Annotated in this window: 1 tRNA gene and 1 rRNA gene; both read left to right on the top strand. The window is 47.4% G+C overall.

Annotated features, from left to right (window positions below):
- Positions 1-107 (top strand): 16S ribosomal RNA (locus APU11_RS05670); the annotation flags it as partial.
- Positions 108-191: 84 nt separating this feature from the next.
- Positions 192-267 (top strand) — tRNA-Glu (locus APU11_RS05675).
- The last annotated feature ends 157 nt before the right edge of the window (positions 268-424 follow it).

Raw genomic sequence — 424 nt, forward strand, 5'->3', positions numbered from 1 at the left:
TAGGTAGCTTAACCTTCGGGAGGGCGCTTACCACTTTGTGATTCATGACTGGGGTGAAGTCGTAACAAGGTAACCGTAGGGGAACCTGCGGTTGGATCACCTCCTTACCTTAAAGAACCTGCCTTTGTAGTGCTCACACAGATTGTCTGATGAAAAGTAAATAGCAAGGCGTCTTGCGATTGAGACTGTACGTCCCCTTCGTCTAGAGGCCCAGGACACCGCCCTTTCACGGCGGTAACAGGGGTTCGAATCCCCTAGGGGACGCCACTTGCTGGTTCGTGAGTGAAAGTCACCTGCCGTCATATCTCAAAACTGACTTGCGAGTCATGTTTGAGATATTTGCTCTTTAAAAATCTGGATCAAGCTGAAAATTGAAACGACACACATGTTATGTGTGTTCGAGTCTCTCAAATTTTAGCAATCA

This window comes from Enterobacter sp. 50793107, assembly GCF_001463365.1.
Lineage (GTDB): Bacteria > Pseudomonadota > Gammaproteobacteria > Enterobacterales > Enterobacteriaceae > Enterobacter > Enterobacter cloacae.